A 20325-nucleotide genomic window follows, 5' to 3' on the forward strand; every position below is an offset into this window, starting at 1 on the left:
GGGAGCTGGGATACTGAGCACCGTGACGTCATCATCCCCGGAACCTGAGGGCCAGCCGATCGCCGCACCCGAGGTGGTCGCCGAGGGCCAGTCGGTGCCGGTGCCGCGCCCGGCGAAGGACCGGCTGCTGCAGGACGGCCGTGACATGTTCTGGTCGATCGCCCCGCTGGTGGTGGCATGTATCGCGCTGGCCGGGATGCTCGGGATGTGCTCGTTCGCGCCGCAGGGGCCGGGTAAGGGTCCGGCGCCGCAGTACGACGCCCCGGCCGCTCTCAAGGCCGACGCAGCGGCGTTGCACATCCCGATCCGTGTGCCCGAGCTGCCGTCCGGGTGGCATGCCAATTCCGGGTCCCGCGGCAGCATCGAGGCGGGTCGCATCGATCCCGTCACCAAGCAGCCCACGCGGGCGCTGACGTCCAAGGTGGGTTATCTGACCGCCGCCGGCATGTTCGTGGCACTGACCCAGAGCAATGCCGACGAGGACAAGCTGGTCGCCTCGATCCACAGCGGTATGTACCCGACCGGCGCCCAGGATCTGGGCGGCGTGCACTGGGTGGTCTACGAGGGTGCGGGCGAAGACCAGCAGGGCACCGAACCGATCTGGACGGCCAGGCTCGACGGGCCGACCGGCCCGGCGCAGGTCGCGGTCAGTGGGTCGGCGGGGCCGGTGGATTATCGGACGCTGGCGGAGGCGACGCAGCAGGCACAGCCACTGCGGTAGCCGGTTGCGATCGGCGCATTCGGGCCCACAGTGCGGCGCTCAGCCGGGACAGGCGTCCCGGTGCCCGGGGTTCGTCGGGTTCGGGGTCGCTCAGCGGAACGCCTTTGTACACCGCGAGATACACGCTGATCGTGGTGACGACGACGATCATCAGCACCGGGCCGATCACCAGGCCCAGGAAACCGAACATCGCGATCCCGGAGAACACCGACAGCAGCATCAGTGCGGAATCCAGCCGGGCCGCGCGGGGCACCAGGATCGGCCGGAGCACATTGTCGATATTGGTGACCACCAGGATGTGGAACAGGATGACGAACAGTCCGCCGCCGACATTGCCGAACAACGCCAGGCCGATGCCGAACGGGATGCTGACGATGCCGCCGCCCAGCGGGATCACCGACAGGGCACTCAGCAGGATCGCGAAGATGAAGAAACCGTCGTGGAATCCGGCGATATAGATCGAAATCGCGCCTGCCACACCCTGAGCCAGGGCGATGACGAACTGGCCGAGGACCGTCCCGCGCACCATGGCGCCCATCTTGGCCAGGTACAGGTCGGTGACCTCTTCGCCGAGCGGATTGAGCCGCCGGATCAGCAGGACCACCTCGTCACCATTGACCAGTAGCGAGATGAACACGTAGAGGAAGATCACCGCACCGGCCAGCGCGCCGAACAGCCCGCCCGCCGCGTCCTGCAGCACGTTCAGGCCCCATGCGCCGGCGCGCTGCGCGAACGTGATGATCCATTTCTGGAGTGATTCGCTCGTCAGCGTCACGTCGTGCAGGTACGGGATGCGTGCCAACAGGTCGTTGACGGCCTGTAGCGAGCGGGTGCCCAGCGCGCCCATATCGGTGCGGCTCACCCAGTCCGACACATTGCGGATCATGCTGCTGATCTGAACGATGCCGATGGCGACGGCCCCGCTGATCGGCACGACCACCACGACCAGCGCGGCCAGCAGGGTCAGGGTGGCCGACAGTCCGGTGCTCAGCCGCGTCGACAGCCGGCGGAACAGCGGGTTGAACAGGTAGGCCACCACTCCGGCGACCATGACCAGCATGAACTGGCTCCGCAGGAAATAGGCGCCGAACCCGACCGCGATGACCGTTGCGACAGCGAGCGCCCGCTTCTGGGTGATCGTGAAATCGGTGTCCATGCGGGTGATTCTGTCCGATTTGTTGCCGATCGCTACCCGGATGCCAGCTTCAGCAGGTGGCTCATGATGTCGGGGTAGCGCTTGAGGTGCGCGCCGCCGTTGAGGTCGAGCACCTCGCCCGTCATCCATGACGACTGCTCCGAGCACAGGAACAACACGGCGTTCGCGATGTCCTCGGGGGTGCCGGCGCGGCCCAGTGCGGTGTTCTCCACGTACTCGTCGACGACGCCGGGGATCAGTGCCGCGCCCTCGGTCAGTGGGGTGGCCACAAAGCCGGGGGCGACGGCGTTGACGCGAATTCCCTTGGGGCCCAACTCCAATGCGGCCACCTCGGTCAGCATCGACAGGCCGGCCTTGGCGGCGCTGTAGGCGCTCATGCCGATGGCCGGCTGGCGGCCGTTGAGCGACGAGATGCATACCAGTGACCCGCCCTCGCGGAGCTGGCGGCCGGCGTACTTGGCGACGATGAACGAGCCCGTCAGACAGCAGTCGACGACGGCCCGGAAATCCTCGACCGGCATGTCGACGATGAGTCCGAAGGTCGAGAATCCGGCACAGCTGACGACGGCGTCGAGCTCGCCGACCTGCTCGAAGACGGCAGCGACGGAGGCCTCGTCGGTCACCTCGACGACGACCGAGGTGTGCGGTGCGCCGAGCTCGGTGGCGCGGGATTCGGCGAGTTCGGCGTTCCGGTCGGCGATGGTGACGCGGTAGCCCTGCGCGGCCAGGCCCTGGGCGCTGGCCCAGCCGATGCCGGATGCCCCGCCGACGATGAGGGCGTTGCGCTGTGTGCTCACTGGTTTCTCCTGGGCCGTGGCGATCGCGTCACCCCGAGCGGAGTGAACAGATTACCCAATCTGTATACACCTGAATCCGACGTGACTCATCCCCGTATCGACGGCTTGTGGACGACGGGCCGCCGGCCGGTAGCGCAGGCAGTAACTGTCCGCGCAGAGGAACGACCCGCCCTTGATCACCCGCCGCGGTACCTGGAATTGCGGCTGATCGGGGTCGAAACTGTCTGCGGCGCAACACGGCCCGCTGTCGCGGGTGGCGCCGTAGAAGTCGGTGGTCCACTCCCAGACATTGCCGGCCATGTCGAATAGGCCGTAGCCGTTGGCGGGGAAGCTACCCACCGGCGTGGTCTGGCCGTAGCCGGTGTCCGGCAGGTAGGGGAACTCGCCGTGCCAATAGTTGGCCAGCCGCTGCCCGGGCTGCTCGGACTCGGTACCCCAGGTGTAGGTGGCGCGGTCCAATCCGCCGCGGGCGGCGACCTCCCACTGCGCCTCGGTGGGCAGGCCCAGCCCCGCCCAGTCGGCGTACGCCGCGGCGTCCTCGAACGCCACATGCACGACCGGATGGTGCTCCCGGTTCCGCAGCGACGACTTCGGGCCCCGCGGGTGGTTCCAGCATGCACCCGGCGTCCACGTCCACCACTGGCTGAGGTGACGTAGGTCGACGGGGCCGGGGGTGCGGCGGAACACCATCGAGCCCGGTTGCAGATTCTCCGCCGGGGCGCCCGGATAGTCGGCGGCGTCGAGCGGCCGTTCGGCGACGGTGACGTAGCCGGTGGCGTCGACGAAGGCGCCGAACGCTTCATTGGTCACCTGGTGCGGCTGAATCCAGAAACCGTCGACGGTGACCTCGCGGGCCGGGGCCTCCTCGGCGTAGTGCTCGTCCGAGCCCAGCATGGCGGTCTGCGCCGGAATCCAGGCCAATGCGTCAGGCATCGAACACGGCGGCCCAGTCCGACTGCATGCTTGCGACGGTCCAGCCCTCGGTCTTCGCCAGCTCCAGCACCCGTTCCGCCCCTGCGACGTAATCGAATTCGCGTTCGGCATCGTCATGCAACACCAGCATCCGGAAGCCGCGGGCGTATTCGAGCATCTCGATGTCGCCGTTGGAGTTGCCCGCGGCGAAGATCGGCCGGCGCCCGATCCTGCCCCAGATCCGCACCGGCTTGATGGGCCCGTCGTCGAGGAACTCCGGTTGGGCCGTCGTGAGCAGTTCGCCGTCCTGGTATTGCAGCGCAACGGAACTGCCGACCACCCGCTCCGGCGGGATGCCGTACATCGCAGCCGTCACGGGCCGCATGAAATCGCGTCCGCCGCCGGAGGCGATGTAGCAGGTGAATCCGCTCGCCTCCAGGTAGCGCAGCAGCTCGATCATCGGCAGGTAGCCGCACGCGGTGTACGGCCGGCCGAGCGTCGGATGCGGAGCGTCGGCGAAGAACGCCGTCACCCGTGCGGCGTGTTCCTCGACGGTGATCCCGGAGTGTGCCGAAAGCATCGCTGCACCAAGTACTTTCAGATCGCTGTCATCGCCCTGATAGTGCTTGGTGACGGCGGCGCCAAACCAAGCGAGATCTCCCGACGCGGCTGCGGCGTACGGCTTCCGGTCCGCCAGCGCCGGGTCGGCAGCGACTTGCTCGGCCAGCCGGCGCACCAGGAAATCCAGCTGGATGTACGCCGGCTTCTCGCACCACAGTGTGCCGTCGTTGTCGAACACCGCGACCCGGTCTTGCGGCGCAACGTAATCCGGGCCATCGGTGGTGACCCGCCCGACGAAGTCGACGATCGCCGCCTTCGTCGGGCCGTCATTCCATGATTCGAGCACCTAATCTGCCGCCAAGAACTGGTGGAGCTTCTCGACGATCTGATCGATGCTGAAGCTGGCCGGTGGGTGCCGCGGCGGGAACTCCTTGAAGGTGTCGAGGAACGCCGCGGCCATGGCCGTCGCATAGAACGCGAAGAAGTCGCGTCGCAGGAACCACTCGTAGTACGTGTTCGACGTGATGTCGGCGTACTCGTACGGGTCGGTGCGCAGATTGAACAGCTTGGGCACACGCAGCGGCGTGAACGGTTCGGCCCAAATCCGCAGCGTGCCTTGGCAGCGCTGCTCGGCGAAGACGATCTTCCAGTTCTCGAAGCGCATCGCCACCAGCTCGGCGTCGTCGTTGAAGTAGAAGAAGCCGCGACGCGGGCTGTGCTCTACCTCGCCGGTCAGATACGGCAGCAGGTTGAACCCGTCGATGTGGACCTTGTACTCGGTTTCACCGTCTGCCCCGGCCTTGTGCCCCTTCTTGAGCTTCTCGACGATGTCGGTATCGCCGGCGGCGGCCAGCAGCGTCGGCAGCCAGTCGTGGTGCTGGATGATGTCGTTGGAAACCGCGCCCGCCTTGATCTTTCCGGGCCAGCGGATCAGCTCCGGCACCCGGAAGGCGCCCTCCCAGTTGGTGTTCTTCTCGCTGCGGAACGGGGTGGTGCCGCCGTCGGGCCACGTGTTGCGGTGCGGGCCGTTGTCGGTGGAGTAGATGACGATGGTGTCGTCGGCGATGCCCAGTTCGTCCAGGACATCCAGCACCGTGCCGACGTTCTTGTCGTGGTCGATCATCGCGTCGTGGTACTCGGACTGCCAGATGCCTGCTTGCCCGCGGCTCTCCGGCTTCACATGTGTGTAGAGGTGCATGTGGGTGAAGTTGCACCAGACGAAGAACGGGTTGCCCTCGTCGTGCTGGCGCTTGATGTAGTCGACGGTGCGGTCGGCGATGTCGTCGTCGATGGTCTCCATCCGCTTGGCGGTCAGCGGCCCGGTGTCCTCGATGGTCTGCTTGCCGACCGGACCGAACTTCGGGTCGTCGGGTTCGGACGAGACCTCGGTGGTGGCCTTGCAGTTCATCACCCCGCGCGGCAGAGCCTTCTCGTACAGTCGCGGGAACTGGTCCTTGTGCGGGTAGTCGACTTGCTCGGGCTCTTCTTCGGCGTTGAGGTGGTACAGGTTGCCGTAGAACTCGTCGAAGCCGTGCACCGTCGGCAGGTACTTGTTCAGGTCGCCGAAGTGGTTCTTGCCGAATTGCCCGGTGGCGTAGCCCAGCGGCTTGAGCAGTTCGGCGATGGTCGGATCCTCTGCGGCCCAACCGATGTCGACGCCCGGTATGCCGACTTTGCTCATCCCGGTGCGGTACACGCTCTGCCCGCTGATGAACGCCGCGCGGCCGGCGGTGCAGCTTTGCTCGCCGTATGAGTCGGTGAAGCGCATGCCCTCGGCGGCGATGCGGTCGATGTTCGGGGTGCGGTAGCCCATCAGCCCGTCGCTGTAACAGCTCAGGTTGCTGATGCCGATGTCGTCACCCCAGATCACCAGGATGTTGGGTTTGCCGTCGGGCATTGCGGAGCTCCTCGGTCGAAACGGATTTTCCTGTGCCCGTTCGACTTTACGGATGGGTCAAGGATTCCGGCGCGGGTTTGGCATCCGTTCAGTTGCCCGGCGGTATAGACGCTCGTTTCCGGTGTGATCTTGATCTGGCTGGTGGTGCTGAGGAACTTCGGACGAAACCGTGACGCCGGCGTAGAATTCACCGCGCGTGTTCTATCGCCGAGCCTCGGGGGGCACAATGATGACCAACGCGCGCGACATCATGCATAGTGGCGTTATCTGCGTCAATGAATATGAAACGGTAAGCGCTGCCGCTACTCGGATGCGCGACCTGGGCATCGGCGCACTGCCGATCTGCGCTGACGACGAGCATCTACGCGGCATGGTTACCGACCGGGATATCGCCGTCAAATGCCTTGCGGCAGGGAAGGAACCTGCCACCACTCTGGTGGGTGAGCTGGCCCAGGGGCCGGTCTACTTTGTTCCCAGCACCGCCAGCATCCTCTACATGCTGGACGTCATGGCGTTGCACCAGGTGCGCCGGCTGCCGGTGGTCGAAGGTCGTCGACTCGTTGGCATCGTCACCGAAGCTGATGTGGTGCGGAAGTTGTCTGAGCACGCCATCGCAGAGTTCCTCACGGCGGTCTGCGCACCCCGCGCATTCACCGCGTAGTAGCCACCTTTCCGGCCGACCGCGCACGCATGGGTATCGCGGGCCGAGCGTGAATTGGATGTGTGCTGGCAACTCAACGCGAAGGGCCTTGTTTGTCGACATCAGGCGGTCCGAGGCGCACGCTTGAAGCGGGAAGGTGATCGACATGTACGACAAGGATCTGACCAACAAGTGGCACGTCGAGATCGAGTTCTACGAAGATGACGTCCACACCCACGCCAGCGCGCACGCCCGGCTCCGCGACGACACGCTCTCGACGACGGGGGATGCCTACCGCAATCCCAAAGACCCGAGTGCGCCGTTGGTCGGCGAGGAGATCGCAGCGGCCCGGGCGCTCATCGCGCTCGGCACCGATCTGCTGCTGGCAGCCTCGGCGAACATCGAGAAATCAACACAGCACCCGGTGCACCTCTACCGCTGAAACCAGCGCGAGCAGTCCCCCGCAAGCGGGAGGTGCCCCCAACAAAACTGTCGCATTTCCAACAGAATTCGACAGTTTTACGTCTGCTCGCGGGGGAAGGTGACGGGCCAGCCGCTACTTGGCGTCAGCCGCTTCCATCTGGCGGAAGAGCTCGACGTAGTAGGGCATGCATTCCTTCATGGCCTGCTCGGTGTTGAACAGCGGCTCGTAGCCCAGGTCTCGCTTGGCCTTGGCGATCGAGAAGTAGTTGTTCAGGTAGAGGCGCTCGACGGCCAGCGGCTCGATCAGCGGCTCGGGCAGGCCGAACTTGAAGTGCAGCCACTGCCAGGCCATCATCGCGCGGTGCACGAGCTTGCCGGAGACGCGGAAGTTGGGCAGCTTGCGGCCACACGCGGCGACGACGGGACGGGCGAACTCGAACATGTTGAGCGGTTCGCCGTCGTTGATGAAGTAGGCCTGTCCGGGTGACGTGCCGCCGGGCACCAGGTGCTCGCCCGCCAGGATGAAACCGTGGATCAGGTTGTGCACGTAGGAGTTGTCCAGCTTGATGTTCTTGTTGCCCACCAGCACCTTGACGTGGCCGGCGAGGATGTTCTCGAACACCTTCCTGAACATGGTCTGGTCGCCCCGGCCCCAGATGCCGCTGGGCCGGATGGAACAAGTCAGTAAACCCGACCCGTCCCCTTCAATATCGTTCTGCGACAGCACGAACTTCTCTGCGGCGACCTTGGTCTCGGTGTACAGGTCGTTGAAGCGCGTGGTGTACGGCATGGACTCGTCGCCGTTCTGGATGTCCTGGCCACCCATCACGACGCTGTTCGACGCGGTGTAGACGAACCGCTTGACGCCCGCGGCCCGGCCCAGCTTCACCAGGTTCTCGGTGCCGCCGACGTTCACGCCGAAGCTGCGGTTGCGGTACTCATCGGTGACGGACGCGCCGCCCATCAGGTCGATGATCGCCGCGGTGTGGATGATCGTGTCGATATCGGCGACAGCCTTCGACACATCTTCGGGGTTGGTGATGTCGCCGACCTGAGTCTCCAGGTTCGGGTTCTCCGGCAGCGGCGACGGGACGCGGTCGAAGGACCGGACGCGGTGGCCGCGGTCGAGCAGTTCGGTCACCAGGTTGGCGCCGACGAAGCCAGACCCACCGGTTACCAGCACACGGCCGAGGTCTGTGGTCAGGGAAGCATCACGCATGGTGCAGGAGCATAACTGAAACGTGTTCCAGTTAACAGTGTCCGGCAATAATTACCGCACCGATCAATTTTCGTCGTCGGCGCCCGTGGCGAGCGCATCCTCGACTTTCTTGCGGGCGCCGGCCAGATGCTCTTCGCACCGTTTTGCCAGTTGTTCGCCCCTTTCCCAGAGCTGGAGCGAGGTATCGAGGTCGAGCCCGCCCGCTTCCAGTTGGCGGACGACCTCGATCAGTTCGTCGCGGGCCTTTTCGTAGCCAAGCTGACTAATGTTCGTCATATATTCCTTCGCTCACGGTCGTGACGGCGCCGTCGGCCACCCGGATTCGGAGTCTGGTTCCCGCCGGGGCATCCTGTGCCGACCGCAGGACCGTGCCGGCCGCCGATAGGTTCTGCACCACGGCGTAACCACGGGCCAGAGTCGCGGCCGGGCCCAGCGTGGCCAGCCGGGCCGACAGGTGGCCCACGTGATTGGTTTCGGTGGCGATGAGCCGCCGGATGTCGCGACGCGCGGCCGTCACGGCCCGGGTGATCTCCTCGCCGCGCGCATCCAGTGCCTGTAGCGGCTGGGCCAATACCGGGCGGTCGCGCAACTGTTCGATGAAGCGCGTCTCGCGGTGCACCCAATTGCGCAGGGCCTGGGCGCTGCGCCGACGCAGGTCGGTCACCAGGGTCTGCTCGGCGGCAGCGTCGGGGACGACGCGTTTGGCCGCATCGGTCGGGGTGGCCGCCCGCAGGTCGGCGACCAGGTCGCACAGCGGGTTGTCCGGTTCGTGCCCGACGGCGCTGACCACCGGGGTGGTGCAGGCGGCGATCTCGCGGCACAGGGTTTCGTCGGAGAACGGCAGCAGGTCCTCGACGCTGCCGCCGCCGCGGGCGATCACGATGACGTCGACGGCCGGTTCGGCGTCCAGCGCGCGCAGGGCCTCGACGATCTGCGGCACCGCGTTCGTGCCTTGGACTGCGGTGTTGCGGATATCGAAGTGGACTGCGGGCCAACGGCTTTGGGCGACGGAGACGACGTCGTGTTCGGCGGCCGACGCCCGGCCGGTGATCAGGCCAATGGTGTTGGGCAGGAACGGAATCGGGCGCTTGAGCCGCGGATCGAACAGGCCCTCGGCGTCCAGCAGCCGGCGCAGCCGGTCGATGCGGGCCAGCAGCTCACCGATGCCGACCGCGCGAATCTGGCTGATGCGCAACGAGAATGAGCCGTTGCGGGTGTAGAACTGCGGCTTGCCGAGCATGATCACCTGGGTGCCCTCGGACAGCGGCACCGGGGCGTCGTCGACCAGGGCGCGGGGGCAGCTGACCGACAGCGACATGTCCGCGGCCGGGTCCCGCAGCACCATCCAGGCCGTCGACTGCCGCAACTTCAGCTCGGTGAGCTGGCCCTCGATCCAGATGGTGCCGAGCCGGTCGATGTACTTGGCTACCCGGGTGGATACCGCCCGGACCGGCCATGGGTTCTCGGCCGAGTTCTCGTTCTCGGCCGCTGCGGCAGCCGACGTCACCGCATCACTTCGCGGTCGCGCGGGTGATCCTGTTGGCCAGCAGCGTCTGGAACGGCGCGCGGGACTTCGTGTTGTTCTCGTAGGCGAGCAGCGCCTCGAGGTCGTCGACCTTGAGCTGGGGCAGCCGGGCCCGCAGCTGGGCCAGGGTCAGCGCCGCGTAGTCGAGGTCGGTCACGATTGCCGGCTCGATCGCAGTCGTCGCGCTGGCACCGTTGGTGGCCGAGCCGTTGGTCGTCGCCTTCGGCGTGTCCGTGTACAGCGCGAAGCGGCCCTCGGTGAGGCGGGCGCCGTCCCGCTGTTCGGTCGTGGCAGCCGCATCCGCCGGTGCCGCGTCCAGCAGGTCCTCGTCGAACGTGGCCCATTCCGGCTGCTCGTCCTTCGGCGGGAACCACTGCTCGAGGGTCTCGTCACCCTTGTTGACGAGTTCGGCCAGGTCCTGCTGCATCTTCATGACCAGCTGGGCGAGCTGACTGGCCAGCGTCATCGGGTAGGTCAGGATCGTTTGGGGGAGCCGGACGGTCTCCTCGAGCGCGGTCGCAGCCGCGCCGACCAGCAGCCGGACTCCGTAGGGCGCAGTAGACATGCTTGCCAGAGTACGGCTGGCTCTGGCGAAGCGGTGATACGCACCCTTGAGCAGTACCCTCGACGTATGCCACCGACCATCAATATGGGCATTCCCGGAGCCACCGTTTCGGTTGCCGGGGCTGCGATGAGCAAAACCGGTAAGCGGGTGCTCCTCGCCGAGCCCCGAGGGTACTGCGCGGGCGTGGACCGCGCGGTCGAGACCGTCGAGCGGGCGCTGGAGAAGCACGGTGCCCCGGTGTACGTGCGGCACGAGATCGTGCACAACCGCTACGTGGTGGACACCCTGGCCAAGGCCGGGGCGGTGTTCGTCGAGCAGACCGAAGAGGTGCCCGAGGGCGCCATCGTGGTGTTCTCCGCCCACGGCGTCGCGCCGACGGTGCACGAGGAAGCCGCGGCGCGCAATCTGCGGACCATCGACGCCACCTGCCCGCTGGTCACCAAGGTGCACAACGAGGCCAAGCGCTTCGCCCGCGACGACTACGACATCCTGCTGGTCGGTCACGAGGGCCACGAAGAGGTCGTCGGCACCGCAGGTGAGGCACCTGAGCATGTGCAGGTCGTCGACAACCCTGACGCCGTCGACAAGGTGACGGTGCGCGATCCGAACAAGGTCATCTGGCTGTCCCAGACCACCCTGTCGGTCGACGAGACCATGGAGACCGTGCGGCGGCTGCGGGAGAAGTTCCCGACGCTGCAGGACCCGCCCAGCGACGACATCTGCTACGCCACCCAGAACCGCCAGGTTGCGGTCAAGGCGATGGCCCCGGAGTGCGAGCTGGTGATCGTCGTCGGCTCGCGCAACTCGTCGAACTCGGTGCGCCTGGTCGAGGTGGCGCTGGGCGCCGGCTCGAATGCGGCCAAGCTCGTCGACTACGCCGAGGACATCGACCCGGCCTGGCTGGAGAACGTCACGACGGTCGGCGTCACCTCCGGCGCCTCGGTGCCCGAGATCCTGGTGCGGGGCGTCCTGGAGCGACTCGCCGAATTCGGCTACGACACTGTGCAGCCCGTCACCACCGCGAACGAGACGCTGGTGTTCGCGCTGCCGCGCGAGATTCGTCCGGCCCGGCACTAGGCCCAGCCCGGCACTGGTCCGGGCGGGCGCTGACCCAGGCGGCTACGCCGTCAGGCGTCGGCGTCCCAGGTGCGGCGCGGCCGGCGCTCTGCGAGGGGCTCCGCCGCCGCATCGTCGTCCGCACCGCGGTACCGCACGCGCGAGACCGGGTGGTGGGCACTGCTGGGCGGAGCGCTCCGCGCCGGACGAGCAGGGGACTGGTAGCGGTCGCCGGGCTCGTACGGATCGTCGGCATAGCGACGACGGCGCGGCTCGGACGCGGACGGGCGCTGCGTCGGGCGCTCGTAGCGATCCCGTTCCCGCGGCTCCCGGTAGTCATAGCGGTCCTGCGGCGGGGTACGCCGCGGCTCCCGCGATTCGGCGGCCGGACGCGGGCGACGCCGCGGCTCGTCGGGAACGGCATACGAATCGGTGGCGGCCGGGCGGGGACGGGCCGGCCGCTGCGGCCGACGCAGCTGTCCGGGCACGGGATCGATCAGCTCTGTGTCGCTGGCGTGCGCACGCGCCCGGGCCGGACGCGGCGCGCGCTGCGGATCAGCGGTGCCGCGGCGGGACGACTCTGCCGCCGTACGACGTGACGGGGTGGCGCGCGTCCGCGCGCTGCGGGGCGTCTGGCCGGTGGTGAGCTTGGTGAGCTTGGCCGACAGCGTCGCGGCCAGACCGGCGGGTGCGACGGCGTCTTCGTCCTCGGCTTGACGCCGGGCGCGGCGAGGCTTGGCCTCGGCGACTGCCTCGTCGTCGTCTTCCTCGTAGGTCAGGAACTGCGGCAGGACGAACCAGCGGACCAGACCGAGCACCAGCACCGTTGCCGCGGTGAAGAACATCGTCGGAAAACGCTCGATCAGCGGATAACCGCAATTGATCAGCAGGTCCTTGATGCCGGCGATCTTGTCGCTGTGGAACATGAAATACGCGCCCGGCACGGCCACGAAAAGAATCAGCGGTGGCTGGATGACCGCGGTGAAAATCCCGGACCGCCGCACGCCGAGCACAGCGAGTACACAGCCGGCTACGTAGCAGAACGTGAAGAAGGCGCTGAGTTCTTTGTCACCGGTGCCGGCGTCGTAGGCGAAGCCGATCGCAGTGGCTGTGACCGCCAGCACAAGGCCTCCCCACCAGGGGATTCCCGGGATGCTGGGCAGCGCCGAGCGGCGATCGAGGGCGGCTTCGGCCCCATGATGCTCTGCTGACACTCCTAGACCGTACCGGCAATCTGGGCCTTAGTGCCTACAGGCGGGCGTTGGGACGGTGTGGCGTCTCCTAAACTAGTGAACTCGTGGGTCTGAACCTGGGAATCGTCGGTCTGCCGAACGTCGGAAAGTCGACGCTGTTCAACGCGTTGACACGTAATGACGTGCTCGCGGCTAATTATCCGTTTGCAACGATCGAACCCAACGAGGGCGTGGTGCCGCTGCCCGACCCGCGGCTCGACAAGCTCGCCGAGATCTTCGGTTCCGAGAAGACCGTCCCGGCGCCCGTGACGTTCGTGGACATCGCCGGCATCGTCAAGGGCGCCTCCGAGGGGGCGGGCCTGGGCAACAAGTTCCTGGCCAACATCCGCGAGGCCGACGCCATCTGTCAGGTGGTGCGCGCCTTCGCCGACGACGACGTCGTGCACGTCGACGGCCGCGTCGACCCCAAGTCCGACATCGAGGTCATCGAGACCGAGCTGATCCTCGCCGACATGCAGACGCTGGAAAAGGCGCTGCCGCGGCTGGAGAAGGAAGCCCGCACCAACAAGGACCGCAAGCCGGTCCTCGAAGCCGTGGTGGCCGCCCAGGCGATTTTCGACGAGGGCAAGACGCTGTTCTCCACGGGCAAGGACTGGTCCGTCCTGCGCGAGCTGAACCTGATGACCGTCAAGCCGTTCCTGTACGTCTTCAACGCTGACGAGTCGGTGCTGACCGACGAGGCGCGCAAGGCTGAGCTGACCGCCATGGTCGCCCCGGCCGAGGCCGTGTTCCTGGACGCCAAGATCGAGGCCGAGCTGCTGGAGCTCGACGACGAGTCCGCCGCCGAGCTGCTGGAGTCCATCGGCCAGACCGAGCGCGGCCTGGATGCGTTGGCGCGCGCCGGTTTTCGGACGCTGAAGCTGCAGACCTACCTGACCGCCGGCCCCAAGGAATCGCGGGCCTGGACCATCCACCAGGGCGACACCGCACCCCGCGCAGCCGGCGTCATCCACACCGACTTCGAAAAGGGCTTCATCAAGGCCGAGATCGTGGCCTTCAACGACCTCGTCGAAGCCGGGTCCATGGCCGCCGCGAAAGCCGCCGGCAAGGTCCGGATGGAAGGCAAGGACTACGTCATGGTCGACGGTGACGTGGTGGAGTTCCGCTTCAACGTGTAGAAGGCCAGGTCATCGGGCATTTATTGGCTGTCCGTCCGCAGTTCGTCCGCAGCAGGGTTAACCGCCGCCTGGAAGAGATTGGCAGCAGCCTTTCGCGTCCGGTCGTTGGCGTTAGGCCACAGGTGTGCGTATGTGTTCAACGTGACCGTCGCCGACGAGTGTCCAAGTGCTCCCTGGACCGTCACCACGTCGCAGTTCTCGTTGATGAGTCCAGAGGCATAGAAGTGCCGGAGATCGTGGAGCACGTAGTCGACACCTGCCGCCGTCCGTGCCTTGCGCCATAGGTAACCAACCGAGTTCTGATGGAGAGGGTGTTCACCCTGGCCCGGGAACATCCATCGGTCCGGGCTGCTATCGGGCAGGTGCAGGCGAATGTGCTCGCTCAAGATGTGCAGCACCTCGTCTGGCACGTAAACCGTGCGCACCGATCCGTACTTGGGTGGCCGAATTTCTACAACGCCCCCGTTGGCTCTCTGGACCTGGCGTTCGATCCGAATTTCCTTGGAGAGGAACTTGATGTCTCCGACGCGCAGAGCGGCAGCCTCACCTAACCGAGTGCCCGTGAATGCGCAGAGGGCGACGAAGGCGGCGAAGTGGTCTTCCGCTTCACTGAGGAGCTTGCCGACCTCGGTGGGTGTCGGTATCGCCATTGCCTCTGAGGCTTTCGGGCGTCGCGGCAGGGTCACCTTGGCGGAGATGTCATGGGCGAGGAATCGGTCGCCGATTGCCGCCCGGATAACTGCGCGGACATAGTTGAAGCGTGTCTTGATCGTGGACGGCTCTAGCGGCTTCTCGCGCATCCACTTAACCCATGCCTCGATGTGAGATGGCTTCAAATCCGCGAACGGCACATTGCCGAAGGTTGCCGAGTTCACGGCCAAGTTCATGCCTTTCACCGTGCTGGTTTCCCACATCTGCAACTTCGACCATTCCCGGTAGTAGCTGTGAAATGTGACCTTGCCCAGCCTGGGGTCGATGTAGTTGCCGGTTTCCTGCGCGGCGACGATGCTGTTGAGCCACTGCTGGCCTTCTGATTTCGTACGGAACCCTTTTGCGTGCTCGCGGCCCTCTGAATCGACATATCTTGCGCGCCATTGCTTTCCCTTGCCATGGTTGGCGCTGGGTACTGACCGAGCATTGCCGTCGGCGTCGCGGATTGTTTTGGTCCAGCGGTTCTCGACGCTGCTGCGCCGGTTACGTCTCTGAGTCATCGGACACCCCGCTGACTTTGTCATTCATGCGCAGGATGATCTTTTCGACCTCCGCCAACAAAGAGGCGTGGTGTTGGGCAATGCTGTACAGGGTGTCTCGACTTTCATCGACGCGCTTACGCGCTTGCTCAAGTTCTATGCGGTGCGACTCAAGCTGAGTTGTGTGGTCGTCTGGCAGTGATAGCTCGAACACCGCCATGATCGGCATCTCGAACACCTCAGCGAGTGCCGCCGCCTCAGCCACCCGCAACGGGCGCGCTCCGCGTTCGATCTTGGCGACCGTGGTTTGGTGCATCTCGAACCCCTGATGCCGCAGGCGTTCGGCGACTTCATCCTGAGACCAGTTCCGGTCTTGTCGCCAGCTTCGGACCACCTCGCCGAATCGTTTCTCCCACGATTCATGGTGTTGTCGGGTCAGGGCCAATTCCTTGATTGAGGTCTCGGCGGCGTCTTTGGGCAGTCGCTCACGCAGTTCATTGGCGAGCTGCTGGCCTTCGACAGCGGCGACGCTCCCGCACCAGGGGGCGTCACTCATCTCGACCTCATGATTGATGCGGGTGCGCGGGTCGCTCCTAGCGGCGAGCCGACGAAGTCCCGCCGTCAGGAGTGGATCTGCCTCGCCCGCAATTTTTCGAAAACGTGTACCTGTTCGCGGCAGCCTGACGAGCGGTAACGATGCAACCGTCCTCGAGGTTCGATACACCCCCGTCACGTGTTCGGTGTGTATGGGCTACTCATCGGGCATGCGGAAGTCTGGGACTTTGAACTGGTGTCGGATGTCCAATTGTGGCCAGTCGAAACGGCGCTGTCCTGCGTGGCGAATGGGGGCCGACGACACCTTCTGCCTGATAAAGTTCGACGCTATCCGCGTTGGTTGTAGAAATGGACCTGCCAGCGCGAGGTGGTCTGGTGTTATCGAGTTTATCGATCTCGGAGGGCAGATGACGCAGGGGTCTGTTTTATCGCACGATAATCGAACGACTACGACCTGGTCGATGACCACAGCCGTGCTGCTGGAGAACACCACGATCCCCATTGAGCTGAGGTGTAATTCAGTCGAACTTACGCGTGATGAGCGGGATCATCGGGAATTGATTGAGCAGCTATCAAATGAATTTGAATTTGACTACGCTGCCGTCGACGAACTGCGGAATGACATTGAAGACGCAAAGAGTCGGATATACGCCGCCGCGTTGGATGGCGACATGCGGTTGGTTTCGTCAACCAGTAGCTACGCGTCAGGGATCGAGCAGCAGCTCGCCTCGGAACTTGATCGGCTGGAATCCGTTCGCGCTGAACGTCTAAGTGCCGTGTATGGCGAGCTCGCCGAGCTCTTGGTGGAGAACTATGGCTTGGGTAAGTCTGGCTCGTTCGAATACTTCGTGCCCGCGCTCAATTCGGTGTTGACATATAGCGCTGAAAAGACTCGCGACATGCTTCCCTTTTTATTCGGCCCGGAGCTCGAGCGACAAGTGGTCGACATATTCGTTAAGCAGAGTGTTTCTAAGTTCGGCCTAAGCGTCGCTGATGAAGACGACCTTAAGATGACGGAAGTCGTGCTTGAGCTTCCGTTGCCGATTTATGGCTCAAAGCCCGAGAAACTTGCTTCGGTATCGAACCTGATACAGGGGCTCACCTCGGTAGGAACAGCAGGGGTCATTGGCTACAGTGATCATTTCCAGAGTCCCGTGTTGGTGCTAGGCACCCTAGCCGGAGCTTTTGTCATATGGTTCGCCACACCTCACGTGAAGACGATCAGAGACGAGACGAACAGGTGGGTCGAAGACTGGGCAAAGGACCGACTGCGCTACAAGGATGACTAAATGGGATGTTGAGGCTGCGGCGACCACCTTGCGTCGACGTAACTCTGTCCGGCTTGCCCTTAGGCCACTCACACATTATCCGCGCTCCGTGATTTGTGTAGCGCCTGGACGACTCGCTGGGCAACGTCTTCATCGCTTGCGAGCGGATCAATCTCCAACTCCATCTGGCCGCCCCGCGGAGTAATAATCTTTATGGTGGTTTGAAAAACGGGGCGCTCTCGACGCCGCATCCAGAGATAGGTCAATAGAGTCGTCAATGATGTGCCGACCACGCTCACAGTTGCAAACACATACGCGAGAGTCGACGGTCCGGTCGCCATCGCAGATGCGGCCATTTCATTCATGCTGCCACCATCGCCATCGTAACCCCACTTGGGACAATCGCCGCGAGGAAGAACGCTATTGACGTGCCGGTGATTGTCGATGGATCCGAATGCACGGTATATCCGATGGAATTCGCCAGTAGCGCCAACAGATTGAAGAAGCCAATGAAGACCGCCAGCACCTTGAAGCCGGTCTGAGTTCCACTGTAATCGCGTGAGATACCTGCTGATATCAATTCACCAATGGCACCGCCGGCGATCACAGCGCCTGCGACAAAAAGTTCACCCTTACCCAAAACATCGACGATAGAGAACTCATGAGACATGCCCGTCTGGATGCTGACAATGATTATGGGCAGTAATCCGACGATGACGCCGAAGGTGACCCAAAAAGTTAGCCGAACGACGACGATGCCACGCCGCGAGGTTGTGCTCGCCATACGGCTCCCTCCTCTAGTGTCTTGCAGCCTATTTCATTACTGATGGATTAGCGTGCGAACGCCAATTCTTGAGACGACCGACAAGGTTGGTCCGCAAGCGAGGTTGGATGGCGGAGCGATGACTTCGGTGTTTCGCCCATGGACGACGACCCACTCGGTGTCTCGAAACTAAAGAATTGAGACAGCGGTAGCGAGAGCGGTTGTGTACAAGAAACTGCCAGCTCGCACTGTCTCAGAAGTTGGTTCAAAACACTTGTCTCATATTGAGTTGTTATGAGACTTTTGCGACACTGTTCGCATGCCCGCTACCACTGCCCCGGCAGCCACCGGAACCGTCCTTGGCTACGCCCGCGTCAGCACTGGTCACCAGTCGCTCGACCAACAGGTTGATGCGCTGACCGCTGCGGGTGTCGATACGGCCCGCGTCTACTCGGACAAGCTCTCGGGTACCTCGACCCGTGAACAACGTCCCGGCCTGGCCGCTCTGTTGGACTACGCCCGTGAGGGTGATGCCATCGTGGTCGTTGGTATCGACCGCCTGGGCCGCAACGCCGCCGAGGTCATGTCCACCATCCGCGAACTGGGGGAGCGCGGGATTGTGCTGCGGTCCCTACGCGAGGGCATCGACACGTCGAACGCCACTGGCCGCATGGTGGCGGGGGTTTTGGCGAGCTTGGCTGAGCTCGAATTGGAGTTGGGTCGTGAACGGCGCTCAGCGGCCCGTGAGGCCCGTCGTGCACGTGGACAGACCATCGGTCGACCCAAAGCGCTGGACCCCCAGAAGGCCGCGCTTGCCCAGCGGATGCACGCCAGTGGTGAGCCTGCGAGCACCATCGCGGCGACACTCGGTGTCAGTCGCGCAACTGTGTACCGTGCGTTAGCGGTGCGCTGAGAATGATAGTTGCGTCAGGAAGCTGTCAGCTCGCCGAATCTGACTCACCCTTCCTCGTAGCCCGAGGTTATGAAGCGTTCAGCATCATCTTGCGCCAGGCGTTGCAGATCGGCGGCGAACGGGCCGATGTGTTCGTCTAGGTATGAGCCGAGCGCACCTGCGTGGACTGTGTCGATTACGTAGCGACCGTTTAGCGTGCCTGATCGAATCTCTCGAACCATCGGCACCCAGTCAACAAGTTTGGGCTCGTACGGCTCTGCGCTGACGTCGACCTTGTACAGCGGAGCGGAAGTAACAACCATCGGATAGAGGAACTGGATTGATGCCCAATCGCGTGATCTGTCGTGAACGACTCGACTGGTCTGGCGTTGACTCCGGTAGTGCTGCGTAGCCTTCGCGAGCGGGTAGACGAGGCTGTCGAAGATGCCCCGATTGTCAGCGATCCACTCCGCTTTTCGTTCGAGTCGAGTCATCTGATTGGCCAAGAAGCCATGATTCCAGGGTGCTTCCCGCAGATCGTTCAGGCGGAGGTACGTTCGAGCGTCCGTGTTGTACAGGCGAGTTGCGTTGGCTCCGATAGGTTCCCGTCGGATGACGACTTGATCGAATCTGTAGACCTCTTCTAACCGAGGTCGGGTTCGTTCGAACTCGTCGGTCGGTTTGCCGATCAACACGTAAGGGTTCGAAGTTTGCTTGCATTCGACGAGGCAGCGAATACCGACCGATACGCGCAGTTCTTCATCCGAATGCAGACGCTTGTAAGCCATCACGTCGATCTCTCGCGACTTTGTGGGGTCGTCAGGGTCGGGGAACGCTGCTCCCACCGAAGTTGCGTAGCCGCGGCTGACGAGCGCGGTGTCGGCTTCCTGCTCAAGCAGCCATCCCGCCGCCCGCAAGGCATCAACAATCTGTGCGGAGGATGGACCTTCGATAGCGCGGTTTGAGCTTGCCACATCGGATACGTTCGCACGCTCGCAGTTGCGTTGCGCGCATGGCGCGCCAACGTTCTATCTGCCCATTGCGACCCTGACAACTACGTCCGCTGGTTATCCGCTCGCGAGAGATGCCGGTCCGAAGGAATGGACGAGGGGGTGGGGGGTGCCCCGTAGAGGGCCCGGCTCGCGCCTCGTACGGCCAGCGTGCGCTCTCTCTCCGGTGCCAAGCGTCCGCAAACCGTCCGCAGTAGCTCCGTTCACCGCAAATGACAGCCAACACCGCCAACGCCCTGACCTGCCAATTCTTAACGCAACCAACGCAATAAGCTGTGGCAAACGCCCAGCACAGAGTTCCGCTTCAACGTGTAGGCCCCGGCAATGCGCCGAGAGTGGAGAAGATTGCGAGATTTTCGCGAAATCTCGCAATCTTCCGCACATTCGATGACATAGATTGACGGCTGTGAGTGGCGATTGGCGCAGCGATCGAGTCGACGAGCTGCGGTCATTGATCAAACAGGCCGAACCTGACGTCGTCGAAGAGTCCAAATGGCGCAAACCGTCCAATCCTGATGGTGTGCCGACGTTTTCACTGGACGGCCTGATCTGCACGGTGGAGACGTACAAGGACAAGGTCAAGGCGACGTTCGCCAAAGGCGCGTCCCTGAAGGACCCGAGTCAGTTGTTCAACGCGAGTCTCGACGCGGGAGTCCGGCGCGCCATTGATCTGCACGAAGGCGACGAACTGGACGCGGACGCGTTCAAGGCATTGATCCACGAGGCAGTGAGAGCCAACCGCAGCTAGCGCGCTGGGGCGATCCGTCCCTGGGCCGACGCCTGTCGGTGCCGCAAGGTGGTGGA

At 64.1% G+C, this 20325-nt stretch carries 23 protein-coding genes; 8 read left to right on the top strand and 15 right to left on the bottom strand.

The window, feature by feature from the left end; genetic code table 11:
- Nucleotides 1-58: 58 nt before the first annotated feature.
- Complete coding sequence (locus TL10_RS04640) at nucleotides 59-721, top strand: DUF4245 domain-containing protein (protein ID WP_043984820.1); 663 nt, start codon at nucleotides 59-61, stop codon at nucleotides 719-721.
- On the opposite strand, the gene TL10_RS04645 is transcribed toward TL10_RS04640, so the two are convergent.
- Genes TL10_RS04645 through TL10_RS04665 form a run of 5 tightly spaced genes read right to left on the bottom strand, consistent with a single transcriptional unit; the run spans nucleotide 648 to nucleotide 6044 of the window.
- Nucleotides 648-1877, bottom strand: a complete 1230-nt coding sequence (locus TL10_RS04645; protein WP_043984709.1) for an AI-2E family transporter — start codon at nucleotides 1875-1877, stop codon at nucleotides 648-650. The genes TL10_RS04640 and TL10_RS04645 overlap by 74 nt on opposite strands.
- Before the next feature lie 32 nt (nucleotides 1878-1909).
- Complete coding sequence (locus TL10_RS04650; RefSeq protein WP_043984710.1) at nucleotides 1910-2674, bottom strand: SDR family NAD(P)-dependent oxidoreductase; 765 nt, start codon at nucleotides 2672-2674, stop codon at nucleotides 1910-1912.
- Between the two features lie 51 nt (nucleotides 2675-2725).
- Complete coding sequence (locus tag TL10_RS04655; protein ID WP_043984711.1) at nucleotides 2726-3607, bottom strand: formylglycine-generating enzyme family protein; 882 nt, start codon at nucleotides 3605-3607, stop codon at nucleotides 2726-2728.
- Nucleotides 3600-4493, bottom strand: a complete 894-nt coding sequence (locus tag TL10_RS04660; protein WP_043984712.1) for an HAD family hydrolase — start codon at nucleotides 4491-4493, stop codon at nucleotides 3600-3602. Before TL10_RS04660 ends, TL10_RS04655 begins: the two co-directional genes overlap by 8 nt.
- Nucleotides 4494-6044: an arylsulfatase gene (locus tag TL10_RS04665; protein WP_043984713.1), complete on the bottom strand. Its 1551-nt coding sequence runs from the start codon at nucleotides 6042-6044 to the stop codon at nucleotides 4494-4496.
- A gap of 229 nt (nucleotides 6045-6273) precedes the next feature.
- Here TL10_RS04665 and TL10_RS04670 point away from each other — a divergent pair, with 229 nt between their 5' ends.
- Both TL10_RS04670 and TL10_RS04675 read left to right on the top strand, forming a co-directional pair.
- Nucleotides 6274-6705, top strand: a complete 432-nt coding sequence (locus TL10_RS04670; protein WP_043984821.1) for a CBS domain-containing protein — start codon at nucleotides 6274-6276, stop codon at nucleotides 6703-6705.
- 145 nt (nucleotides 6706-6850) lie between these two features.
- Nucleotides 6851-7126, top strand: a complete 276-nt coding sequence (locus tag TL10_RS04675; RefSeq protein WP_043396041.1) for a dsRBD fold-containing protein — start codon at nucleotides 6851-6853, stop codon at nucleotides 7124-7126.
- Between the two features lie 114 nt (nucleotides 7127-7240).
- Here the strand turns inward: TL10_RS04675 and TL10_RS04680 are convergent, their stop codons facing one another.
- From TL10_RS04680 to TL10_RS04695, 4 genes are all read right to left on the bottom strand, one after another.
- Nucleotides 7241-8326, bottom strand: a complete 1086-nt coding sequence (locus TL10_RS04680; protein WP_043395726.1) for a 3-beta-hydroxysteroid dehydrogenase — start codon at nucleotides 8324-8326, stop codon at nucleotides 7241-7243.
- A 63-nt stretch (nucleotides 8327-8389) separates the two neighbouring features.
- Nucleotides 8390-8602, bottom strand: a complete 213-nt coding sequence (locus TL10_RS04685; protein ID WP_043395723.1) for an exodeoxyribonuclease VII small subunit — start codon at nucleotides 8600-8602, stop codon at nucleotides 8390-8392.
- A complete protein-coding gene (gene xseA / locus TL10_RS04690; RefSeq protein ID WP_043984714.1) occupies nucleotides 8589-9833 on the bottom strand; it encodes an exodeoxyribonuclease VII large subunit in 1245 nt (414 codons plus the stop codon). The genes TL10_RS04685 and xseA overlap by 14 nt, the downstream gene beginning before the upstream one ends.
- Before the next feature lie 4 nt (nucleotides 9834-9837).
- Nucleotides 9838-10416, bottom strand: coding sequence for a lipid droplet-associated protein (locus TL10_RS04695; RefSeq protein WP_043395716.1), 579 nt, complete (start codon nucleotides 10414-10416; stop codon nucleotides 9838-9840).
- A gap of 66 nt (nucleotides 10417-10482) precedes the next feature.
- Here TL10_RS04695 and TL10_RS04700 point away from each other — a divergent pair, with 66 nt between their 5' ends.
- On the top strand, nucleotides 10483-11493 hold the full coding sequence (locus TL10_RS04700; RefSeq protein WP_043984715.1) for a 4-hydroxy-3-methylbut-2-enyl diphosphate reductase: 1011 nt from the start codon (nucleotides 10483-10485) through the stop codon (nucleotides 11491-11493).
- A 50-nt stretch (nucleotides 11494-11543) separates the two neighbouring features.
- Here TL10_RS04700 and TL10_RS04705 read toward each other — a convergent pair whose 3' ends face one another.
- Nucleotides 11544-12686 carry a DUF6542 domain-containing protein gene (locus TL10_RS04705; protein ID WP_043984716.1) on the bottom strand — a complete coding sequence of 381 codons (1143 nt, stop codon included), beginning with the start codon at nucleotides 12684-12686 and terminating at the stop codon, nucleotides 11544-11546.
- 83 nt (nucleotides 12687-12769) lie between these two features.
- Here TL10_RS04705 and ychF point away from each other — a divergent pair, with 83 nt between their 5' ends.
- Nucleotides 12770-13843, top strand: coding sequence for a redox-regulated ATPase YchF (gene ychF / locus TL10_RS04710; RefSeq protein WP_043984717.1), 1074 nt, complete (start codon nucleotides 12770-12772; stop codon nucleotides 13841-13843).
- 20 nt (nucleotides 13844-13863) lie between these two features.
- On the opposite strand, the gene TL10_RS04715 is transcribed toward ychF, so the two are convergent.
- The gene (locus TL10_RS04715; protein ID WP_202813114.1) at nucleotides 13864-15054 is read right to left on the bottom strand and encodes a tyrosine-type recombinase/integrase; all 1191 of its coding nucleotides are present in this window, start codon (nucleotides 15052-15054) and stop codon (nucleotides 13864-13866) included.
- The gene (locus tag TL10_RS04720) at nucleotides 15038-15589 is read right to left on the bottom strand and encodes a helix-turn-helix domain-containing protein (protein WP_043984718.1); all 552 of its coding nucleotides are present in this window, start codon (nucleotides 15587-15589) and stop codon (nucleotides 15038-15040) included. The genes TL10_RS04715 and TL10_RS04720 overlap by 17 nt, the downstream gene beginning before the upstream one ends.
- A 460-nt stretch (nucleotides 15590-16049) precedes the next feature.
- Here TL10_RS04720 and TL10_RS04725 point away from each other — a divergent pair, with 460 nt between their 5' ends.
- Complete coding sequence (locus TL10_RS04725; protein WP_131630677.1) at nucleotides 16050-16877, top strand: hypothetical protein; 828 nt, start codon at nucleotides 16050-16052, stop codon at nucleotides 16875-16877.
- Nucleotides 16878-16945: 68 nt separating this feature from the next.
- Here TL10_RS04725 and TL10_RS04730 read toward each other — a convergent pair whose 3' ends face one another.
- Both TL10_RS04730 and TL10_RS04735 read right to left on the bottom strand, forming a co-directional pair.
- Entirely contained in the window at nucleotides 16946-17221 is a 276-nt protein-coding gene (locus TL10_RS04730) for a hypothetical protein (protein ID WP_043984720.1), read from the bottom strand.
- Nucleotides 17218-17640 (bottom strand): hypothetical protein, encoded by a 423-nt coding sequence (locus TL10_RS04735; protein ID WP_043984721.1) that lies wholly within the window; start codon nucleotides 17638-17640, stop codon nucleotides 17218-17220. The genes TL10_RS04730 and TL10_RS04735 overlap by 4 nt, the downstream gene beginning before the upstream one ends.
- Before the next feature lie 298 nt (nucleotides 17641-17938).
- On the opposite strand from TL10_RS04735, the gene TL10_RS04740 reads away from it, so the two are divergent.
- Nucleotides 17939-18532, top strand: coding sequence for a recombinase family protein (locus TL10_RS04740; protein WP_043984722.1), 594 nt, complete (start codon nucleotides 17939-17941; stop codon nucleotides 18530-18532).
- 44 nt (nucleotides 18533-18576) lie between these two features.
- On the opposite strand, the gene TL10_RS31635 is transcribed toward TL10_RS04740, so the two are convergent.
- Entirely contained in the window at nucleotides 18577-19485 is a 909-nt protein-coding gene (locus tag TL10_RS31635) for a hypothetical protein (RefSeq protein ID WP_234711368.1), read from the bottom strand.
- A gap of 442 nt (nucleotides 19486-19927) precedes the next feature.
- Here TL10_RS31635 and TL10_RS04750 point away from each other — a divergent pair, with 442 nt between their 5' ends.
- Entirely contained in the window at nucleotides 19928-20269 is a 342-nt protein-coding gene (locus TL10_RS04750; protein ID WP_043395707.1) for a DUF1801 domain-containing protein, read from the top strand.
- Nucleotides 20270-20325 lie beyond the last annotated feature (56 nt).

Source organism: Mycolicibacterium llatzerense (assembly GCF_000878195.1).
Taxonomy (GTDB): domain Bacteria; phylum Actinomycetota; class Actinomycetes; order Mycobacteriales; family Mycobacteriaceae; genus Mycobacterium; species Mycobacterium llatzerense.

Bases quoted from the DNA above. Each gene is read 5' to 3' on its own strand.
- TL10_RS04670 (WP_043984821.1), top strand. From the start codon at position 6,274: ATGACCAACGCGCGCGACATCATGCATAGTGGCGTTATCTGCGTCAAT.
- TL10_RS04700 (WP_043984715.1), top strand. From the start codon at position 10,483: ATGCCACCGACCATCAATATGGGCATTCCCGGAGCCACCGTTTCGGTT.
- TL10_RS04740 (WP_043984722.1), top strand. From the start codon at position 17,939: ATGCCCGCTACCACTGCCCCGGCAGCCACCGGAACCGTCCTTGGCTAC.
- TL10_RS04665 (WP_043984713.1), bottom strand. From the start codon at position 6,044: ATGCCCGACGGCAAACCCAACATCCTGGTGATCTGGGGTGACGACATC.
- TL10_RS04645 (WP_043984709.1), bottom strand. From the start codon at position 1,877: ATGGACACCGATTTCACGATCACCCAGAAGCGGGCGCTCGCTGTCGCA.
- TL10_RS04720 (WP_043984718.1), bottom strand. From the start codon at position 15,589: ATGAGTGACGCCCCCTGGTGCGGGAGCGTCGCCGCTGTCGAAGGCCAG.
- TL10_RS04680 (WP_043395726.1), bottom strand. From the start codon at position 8,326: ATGCGTGATGCTTCCCTGACCACAGACCTCGGCCGTGTGCTGGTAACC.
- TL10_RS04695 (WP_043395716.1), bottom strand. From the start codon at position 10,416: ATGTCTACTGCGCCCTACGGAGTCCGGCTGCTGGTCGGCGCGGCTGCG.
- TL10_RS04715 (WP_202813114.1), bottom strand. From the start codon at position 15,054: ATGACTCAGAGACGTAACCGGCGCAGCAGCGTCGAGAACCGCTGGACC.
- TL10_RS04675 (WP_043396041.1), top strand. From the start codon at position 6,851: ATGTACGACAAGGATCTGACCAACAAGTGGCACGTCGAGATCGAGTTC.
- TL10_RS04735 (WP_043984721.1), bottom strand. From the start codon at position 17,640: ATGGCGAGCACAACCTCGCGGCGTGGCATCGTCGTCGTTCGGCTAACT.
- TL10_RS04655 (WP_043984711.1), bottom strand. From the start codon at position 3,607: ATGCCTGACGCATTGGCCTGGATTCCGGCGCAGACCGCCATGCTGGGC.
- TL10_RS04725 (WP_131630677.1), top strand. From the start codon at position 16,050: ATGACCACAGCCGTGCTGCTGGAGAACACCACGATCCCCATTGAGCTG.
- TL10_RS04685 (WP_043395723.1), bottom strand. From the start codon at position 8,602: ATGACGAACATTAGTCAGCTTGGCTACGAAAAGGCCCGCGACGAACTG.
- TL10_RS04730 (WP_043984720.1), bottom strand. From the start codon at position 17,221: ATGAATGAAATGGCCGCATCTGCGATGGCGACCGGACCGTCGACTCTC.